Raw genomic sequence first — 6694 nt, 5'->3', positions numbered from 1 at the left:
ACATACCCGCACCGATGAGGAAGGCTATATCGAGAAACTGCACATCACCCCAGCCAATACCCATGAGTGCAAACACCTGTCGCCTTTGTTGGAAGGTCTGCCCAAAGGTACGACCGTCTATGCCGACAAAGGCTATGACAGTGAGGAAAACCGGCAACATCTGGAAGAGCATCAGTTGTTAGACGGCATTATGCGCAAAGCCCACCGCAACCGTCCGCTGACGGAGGCGCAAACCAAACGCAACCGGTATTTGTCGAAGACCCGTTATGTGGTCGAACAGAGCTTTGGTACGTTGCCCCGTAAATTCCGCTATGCTCGGGCGGCCTATTTTGGTCTGCTCAAAGTGAGTGCGCAAAGCCATCTGAAGGCGATGTGTTTGAACCTGTTGAAAGCCGCCAACAGGCTAAGTGCGCCTGTTGCTGCTTAAAAGGCGGTCGGATGCCTGATTATCGGGTATCCGGGGAGGATTAAGGGGGTATTGGGGTAGAATCAGTGGATATTTGAAACAAAAACAGCCGAAAACCTGTGTTGGGGTTTCGGCTGTCGGGGGAAAAGGAATTTTGCAAAGGTCTCAAACCGACAAAATCATTCCGCCATTGACCGTGTATTTGCGGTTTTAGGGATGGGGTAGCTGGTATTTTTTGCGGGTTAAAGTGGAACAGTGCAGATTGGCGGGATGAAGCCCGCCATTCAGGTTTGCGAACGCCCTGTACGTTGCGGATGTGTATTTGGAATCGGCAGGGAATTTGAATTTGAATTGGTAAAAGCGGTATGGAACGATGAGATTCGGCCCGCCGCATCCTTAAAAACGCATCGGGTTGCGGACATAAATCGGCAAAATGGTTGTCATCGTTAAGCGGGAATGCCGTTCTACCGTTTGTGTTTTTGCATTAATAAGGATGGTGCGGATTGGTGGAATTGGTGGGATAAAGCCCGCCTTACGAAAATGTCCTGCGGATTTATGTTTTTACCGAAACTAAAAATAATCGGCGCAACCCTGCAATCTGCTGGAAACGGTCTGCCGTTACAACCCAGTTTTGTTTTTGAGGGGGAGTTTGACATGGGGTTTGGCGGGTTTCGGGGCTTCTTTCAAACCGAGTTCGATTTGCTGGGCTTCGCTCAAGAGGTTGCTCCAGTCGCCTTTTTTGTACCACTCGCGCCCGTCCAGCTCGATGGGGTGTTGGATGCGCTCGCAGCCGTTGCCGCACTGCAAATCGTCTTCGCGGCAATATTTGTCGCACCCCCAGCAGATGCGCTCGGGGTTTTTGGGGAATATGGGGAATTTTTTCGCCATGATATGTGCCTCGTTTTTTTTATTGGATGAAATTATAGGGGATGCGGCGGCAACGGTTTCGGGTTTATACGTTTTTTACGCGCAGGGGTTAAGGTTTGTGAAATACCGTATGAGGCGGTGTCGGTATTTTATACGGTAAATGTGTCAAGCGCGGGGGTGTTTTTTGGGGATAAGGTGGGGGAGTTGGTAGGATGGGTGGATGGGTGGGCTGAAGCCCACCGCTACGGCTTTCTATAAAAATACCTAAACCGTCATTCCCACGAACCTACATTCCGTCATTCCCACGAAAGTGGGAATCTAGGACTCGGGACTAGAGAAACCTTTTTACCCGATAAGTTTCCGTGCTGACAGGTCTGGATTCCCACTTTCGTGGGAATGACGGCGGAGGGTGGATGATGCCGTCTGAAACTTCACCATTTCCGTCATTCCCGCAACCCTTCGCCATTCCCGTGAAACCGGGAATCTAGAACCTCAAACTTTCAGATAATCTTTAAATATTGCCGCTGCCCGAAGGTCTGGATTCCCACTTTCGTGGGAATGACGATTTGGAAATTACCCGAAACCCAAAAACAACTGAAACCGAACACACTGGATTCCCGCCTGCGCGGGAATGACGGCATCGGTCTGCCGTTTTCAGACGGCATTTCGGCTCAATCCAGCAGTGCGTCGATAAACGCGCGCGCGTCAAACGGACGCAAATCGTCTATGCCTTCGCCCACGCCGATGTAGCGGACGGGAACTGGACGGTCGGAGGCAAGCGCGGCAAGGATACCGCCTTTTGCCGTGCCGTCTAGCTTGGTAACGATTAAACCGGTCAGCCCCAATGCGTCGTCAAAGGCTTTGACTTGGTTGACGGCGTTTTGACCGATATTGGCATCAAGCACGACGATGATTTCGTGCGGCGCGTCGGGCATGGCTTTTTGCAGCACGCGCTTCACTTTTTTGATTTCTTCCATCAAATGAAGCTGCGTGGGCAGGCGGCCGGCGGTGTCAGCAAGCACAATGTCGATGCCGCGCGCTTTGGCGGCTTGGACGGCATCGAAACAAACGGCGGCGGAATCGCCCGTGGTTTGCGAAATCACGGTTACGTTGTTGCGCTCGCCCCAAGCTTGAAGCTGCTCGCGCGCGGCGGCACGGAAAGTATCGCCTGCCGCCAGCAATACGGATTTGCCCTGCGCTTGGAAATATTTGGCGAGTTTGCCGATGGAGGTGGTTTTGCCCGCGCCGTTGATGCCCGCCAGCATGATGACGAACGGCTCTTTCGTGTCGGGCAAGACCAGCGGTTTTTCCAACGGCTTAATCAAGTCGTACAAAGCTTCTTTCAATGCGCCGTGCAATTCGTTGCCGTCTTTCAGCCCTTTGAGGCTGACGCGGTTGCGCACGTCTTTCATCAGGTATTCCGTCGCTTCCATGCCCATGTCGCTGGTAATTAGCACGGTTTCCAGCTCTTCGTACAAGTCTTCGTCGATTTGCCCGCCGCCGAACACGCCCGCCAGCGATTTCGCCATTTTGTCGCGCGATTTAGTCAAGCCTTGTTTCAAACGCGCAGCCCAACTGAGCTTGTGTTCTTCTACTGGAGCAGGGGCTTCAGCCGGTGTTTCCGCAACGGCTTCTTGAACTTGCTCGACAGCTTCGCTAACTGCCTCAACAGCTTCTTCTTTGACCGCTTCGGCCTGTTCTGCTGCTTCCTCAGCAGCCTCGACCACTTCAGACGGCATCTCGGCAACGGTTTCCTTTACCTGCTCGACAACCTCGCTAACTGCCTCAACAGCTGCTTCTTTTACCGCCTCAGTCTGTTCCGCTACTTCCTCAACAGCATCGGCTACTTCAGGCGGCATCTCAGCAACGGTTTCTTGAACCTGATCAACAGCCTCGCTAACTGCCTCAACAGCCGATTCTTTTGCCGCTTCAACGTGTTCTTCTACTTTTTCCACTGTTTCAGACGGCGTTTCGGTCAAAGCTTCCCGTACCTGCTCGACGGTTTCAACAGCCGATTCGACAACTGATTCAACATGTCCTTTGACGCTTTCTGCTAAAGATTCGGCATCTTCTTTAATATTTTCAACTATTTGAGCAACTTCAGATTCTACTTTTGCTGCGGTTTCCTGAATTTGAGCCTCCTCAGGAGCCGGAGTTTCCTGTTTTTTCTTGCGACGGAAGAAGCTGAACATTGAATTTTCCTTTTAATTTTAGAAACTTGAAATAGGGAGTATTGTAGCGTATTTTACACGGCAAGGTTGTCTGAAAATCCGGGCTGTAAGGTTTCGACATCTCAAACGTCTAATCATACAAACCGTCCACACAGGAAACATCAAAATGAAACCCCGTACTTTCTTTTCCCTTTGCGCCAAGTTCGGCTGTCTGTTTGCGCTGGGCGCTTGTTCGCCCAAAATCGCCGATGCCGAAGCCGCAACCGTGCCGCACACTTTATCCACTTTGAAAACCGCGGACAACCGCCCCGCCGACGTTTATTTGAAAAAAGACAAACCGACGCTGATTAAATTCTGGGCGAGCTGGTGTCCTTTGTGTCTGTCCGAACTGGGGCAGACCGAAAAATGGGCGCAAGATGCAAAATTCAGCTCCGCCAACCTGATTACCGTCGCCTCCCCGGGCTTTTTGCACGAGAAAAAAGACGGCGACTTTCAAAAATGGTATGCCGGTTTGAATTATCCCAAGCTGCCCGTCGTTACCGACAACGGCGGCACGATCGCCCAAAACCTGAATATCGGCGTTTACCCTTCTTGGGCGTTAATCGGTAAAGACGGCGACGTGCAGCGCATCGTCAAAGGCAGCATCAACGAAGCGCAGGCATTGGCGTTAATCCGCGACCCGAATGCCGATTTGGGCAGTTTGAAACATTCGTTCTACAAACCCGACACACAGAAAAAGGATTCAAAAATCATGAACACGCGCACCATTTACCTCGCCGGCGGCTGCTTCTGGGGCTTGGAAGCCTATTTCCAACGCATCGACGGCGTGGTTGACGCAGTATCCGGCTACGCCAACGGCAAAACGAAAAATCCGAGCTACGAAGACGTGTCCTACCGCCATACAGGTCACGCCGAAACCGTCAAAGTTACCTACGATGCCGACAAACTCAGCCTCGACGACATCCTGCAATACTATTTCCGCGTCGTTGACCCGACCAGCCTCAACAAACAGGGCAACGACACCGGCACGCAATACCGCAGCGGCGTGTACTACACCGACCCCGCCGAAAAAGCCGTCATCGCCGCCGCCCTCAAACGCGAGCAGCAAAAATACAAACTTCCCCTCGTCGTTGAAAACGAGCCGCTGAAAAACTTTTACGATGCCGAGGAATACCATCAGGACTACCTGATTAAAAACCCCAACGGCTACTGCCACATCGACATCCGCAAAGCCGACGAACCGCTGCCGGGCAAAACCAAAGCCGCCCCGCAAGGCAAAGGCTTCGACGCGGCAACGTATAAAAAACCGAGTGCCGCCGAACTCAAACGCACCCTGACCGAAGAGCAATACCAAGTTACCCAAAACAGCGCGACCGAATACGCCTTCAGCCACGAATACGACCATCTGTTCAAACCCGGCATTTATGTGGACGTTGTCAGCGGCGAACCTTTGTTCAGCTCCGCCGACAAATACGATTCCGGCTGCGGCTGGCCGAGCTTCACGCACCCGATTGATGCAAAATCCGTTACCGAACACGATGATTTCAGCTTCAATATGCGCCGCACCGAAGTCAGAAGCCGCGCCGCCGATTCGCACTTGGGACACGTCTTCCCCGACGGCCCCAAAGACAAAGGCGGACTGCGCTACTGCATCAACGGCGCGAGCTTGAAATTCATCCCGCTGGAACAAATGGACGCGGCAGGCTACGGCGCGTTGAAAGGCAAAGTGAAATAAACCGCACCGCCGCCTAACCCGACAAAATGCCGTCTGAAACCTGCAATGTTTCAGACGGCATTTTTTATCCGATGGGGATTTTGTTCAGACGGAGATTTTGTTCAGACGGCATCGCCGCCGTTTTCAACCAGCCCAGCCAACCTTTCCAACGCAAAGGCGACCGCCTGCGCGCGGACGGATTCGCGGTTGCCGTCAAAACGGCGCATTGCTTCACAACTTCCGCCCGGAAAGGCAAACCCGAACCAAACCGTGCCGACGGGTTTGCTTTCGCTGCCGCCGCCCGGGCCGGCGATGCCGGAAATACCGACGGCGTAATCCGCCTGCGCCACGGCTTTCGCGCCTCGCGCCATCTCGCGGACGGTTTGGCGGCTGACTGCGCCGTGTTCGAGCAGGGTTTCGGGCAACACGCCCAAGCGGTCTTCTTTGGCTTTGTTGCTGTATGTTACAAAACTCTGGTCGAACCATTGCGAACTGCCTGCAACGCTTGTGAATGCGGCGGCAAGCATTCCGCCCGTGCAGGATTCGGCACAGCTTACGGTTTGACGTTTTTTCGTCAGGTTTCGGGCGATGGTGTGCAATGCGTCCATTTCCCACTCCCCTTTCAGACGGCGTTTAAGAATTGATGATGTGTATGTCGCGTTGCGGGAACGGGATGTTGATATTGACTTTGCGGAGGTTTTCGACCACTTGTTCGTGCAAGTCGCATTGCAGCGTCCAGCGGTCCGACTCGTGTGCCCAGGCCCACAGTGTGATTTCGATGGCATTGTCGCCCAAGGCGGTGATGTAGGCGGCGGCCTGCCGCTCTTCGTTTTGAATGCTCAAGGGGTGTTCTGTAGCAGCTTTCAACACCGCCTCTTTCGCCACTTTCAAATCGCAGTTGTAATCGACGCCGACAACCACTTGGGTGCGGCACAGCGGCAGTGTGGAACGGTTGACGATGCTGTTGCCCATCACCACGCTGTTGGGCAGCACGACTTCTTCGTTGTCGGTCGTCCGCAAAGAAGTCTGCACCATTTTGATTTCCCGGACAAACCCTTCAAAACCGCCGACGCGGATAAAGTCGCCGACTTTGAACGGGCGGAACAGGATAATCAGCGCGCCGGCGGCAAAGTTGGACAGTTGGTCTTTCAGGGACAACGCCACCGCCAAACCTGCGCCGCCGATTAAGGCGGTTACGGATGTTGTGGAAACGCCCAATCTGCCCAATGCGGCAATAATCACCAAAATCAATAAGCCGATATTGGCAACATTACACAAAAAACTAATCAGCGTGGCATCGACCTTGGCGCGCGTCATCGCCGCCCTCATTACGGCGACAATGCGTTTCGCCGCCCATTTCCCAATCAGGAAAATAAGCAGCGCGGCGGCAAGGTTCAGCCCGAACGCCCACGCCTTTTCAGCCAGATGCTCCCAGCCGGAAACACTCATCAGGTGTAAAAAATCAAATTGTTTGAAGTCCATTGTTTTTCCTCTCGATCGAATATCCTCCCCGTGCGGCGGAATCGGCACCGGTGT

General features: G+C 53.3%; 6 protein-coding genes. 2 read left to right on the top strand and 4 right to left on the bottom strand.

All coding sequences use genetic code 11. From position 1 onward, the window contains the following. Window positions 1–427, top strand: a 427-nt coding sequence (locus Q3O12_RS04355; RefSeq protein WP_301669523.1) for a transposase, incomplete at its 5' end; no start/stop codon positions are given. Between the two features lie 597 nt (window positions 428–1024). Here the strand turns inward: Q3O12_RS04355 and Q3O12_RS04350 are convergent. Further along, complete coding sequence (locus Q3O12_RS04350) at window positions 1025–1294, bottom strand: DUF3079 domain-containing protein (protein ID WP_301667647.1); 270 nt, start codon at window positions 1292–1294, stop codon at window positions 1025–1027. 650 nt (window positions 1295–1944) lie between these two features. Further along, on the bottom strand, window positions 1945–3465 hold the full coding sequence (ftsY, locus tag Q3O12_RS04345) for a signal recognition particle-docking protein FtsY (RefSeq protein ID WP_301669522.1): 1521 nt from the start codon (window positions 3463–3465) through the stop codon (window positions 1945–1947). A 145-nt stretch (window positions 3466–3610) separates the two neighbouring features. On the opposite strand from ftsY, the gene msrAB reads away from it, so the two are divergent. Further along, window positions 3611–5179: a bifunctional peptide-methionine (S)-S-oxide reductase MsrA/peptide-methionine (R)-S-oxide reductase MsrB gene (gene msrAB / locus Q3O12_RS04340; protein ID WP_301669521.1), complete on the top strand. Its 1569-nt coding sequence runs from the start codon at window positions 3611–3613 to the stop codon at window positions 5177–5179. 101 nt (window positions 5180–5280) lie between these two features. On the opposite strand, the gene Q3O12_RS04335 is transcribed toward msrAB, so the two are convergent. Beyond that, the gene (locus Q3O12_RS04335) at window positions 5281–5766 is read right to left on the bottom strand and encodes a CinA family protein (RefSeq protein WP_301669520.1); all 486 of its coding nucleotides are present in this window, start codon (window positions 5764–5766) and stop codon (window positions 5281–5283) included. 25 nt (window positions 5767–5791) lie between these two features. Continuing rightward, the gene (locus Q3O12_RS04330) at window positions 5792–6640 is read right to left on the bottom strand and encodes a mechanosensitive ion channel family protein (protein WP_301669519.1); all 849 of its coding nucleotides are present in this window, start codon (window positions 6638–6640) and stop codon (window positions 5792–5794) included. Window positions 6641–6694: the final 54 nt, after the last annotated feature.

Origin of the sequence: Neisseria benedictiae (assembly GCF_958267435.1) — a bacterium.
GTDB lineage: Bacteria > Pseudomonadota > Gammaproteobacteria > Burkholderiales > Neisseriaceae > Neisseria > Neisseria bergeri.
Note: the sequence above shows the minus strand (reverse complement) of the source record. Positions and strands in the feature narration are given on the sequence as shown.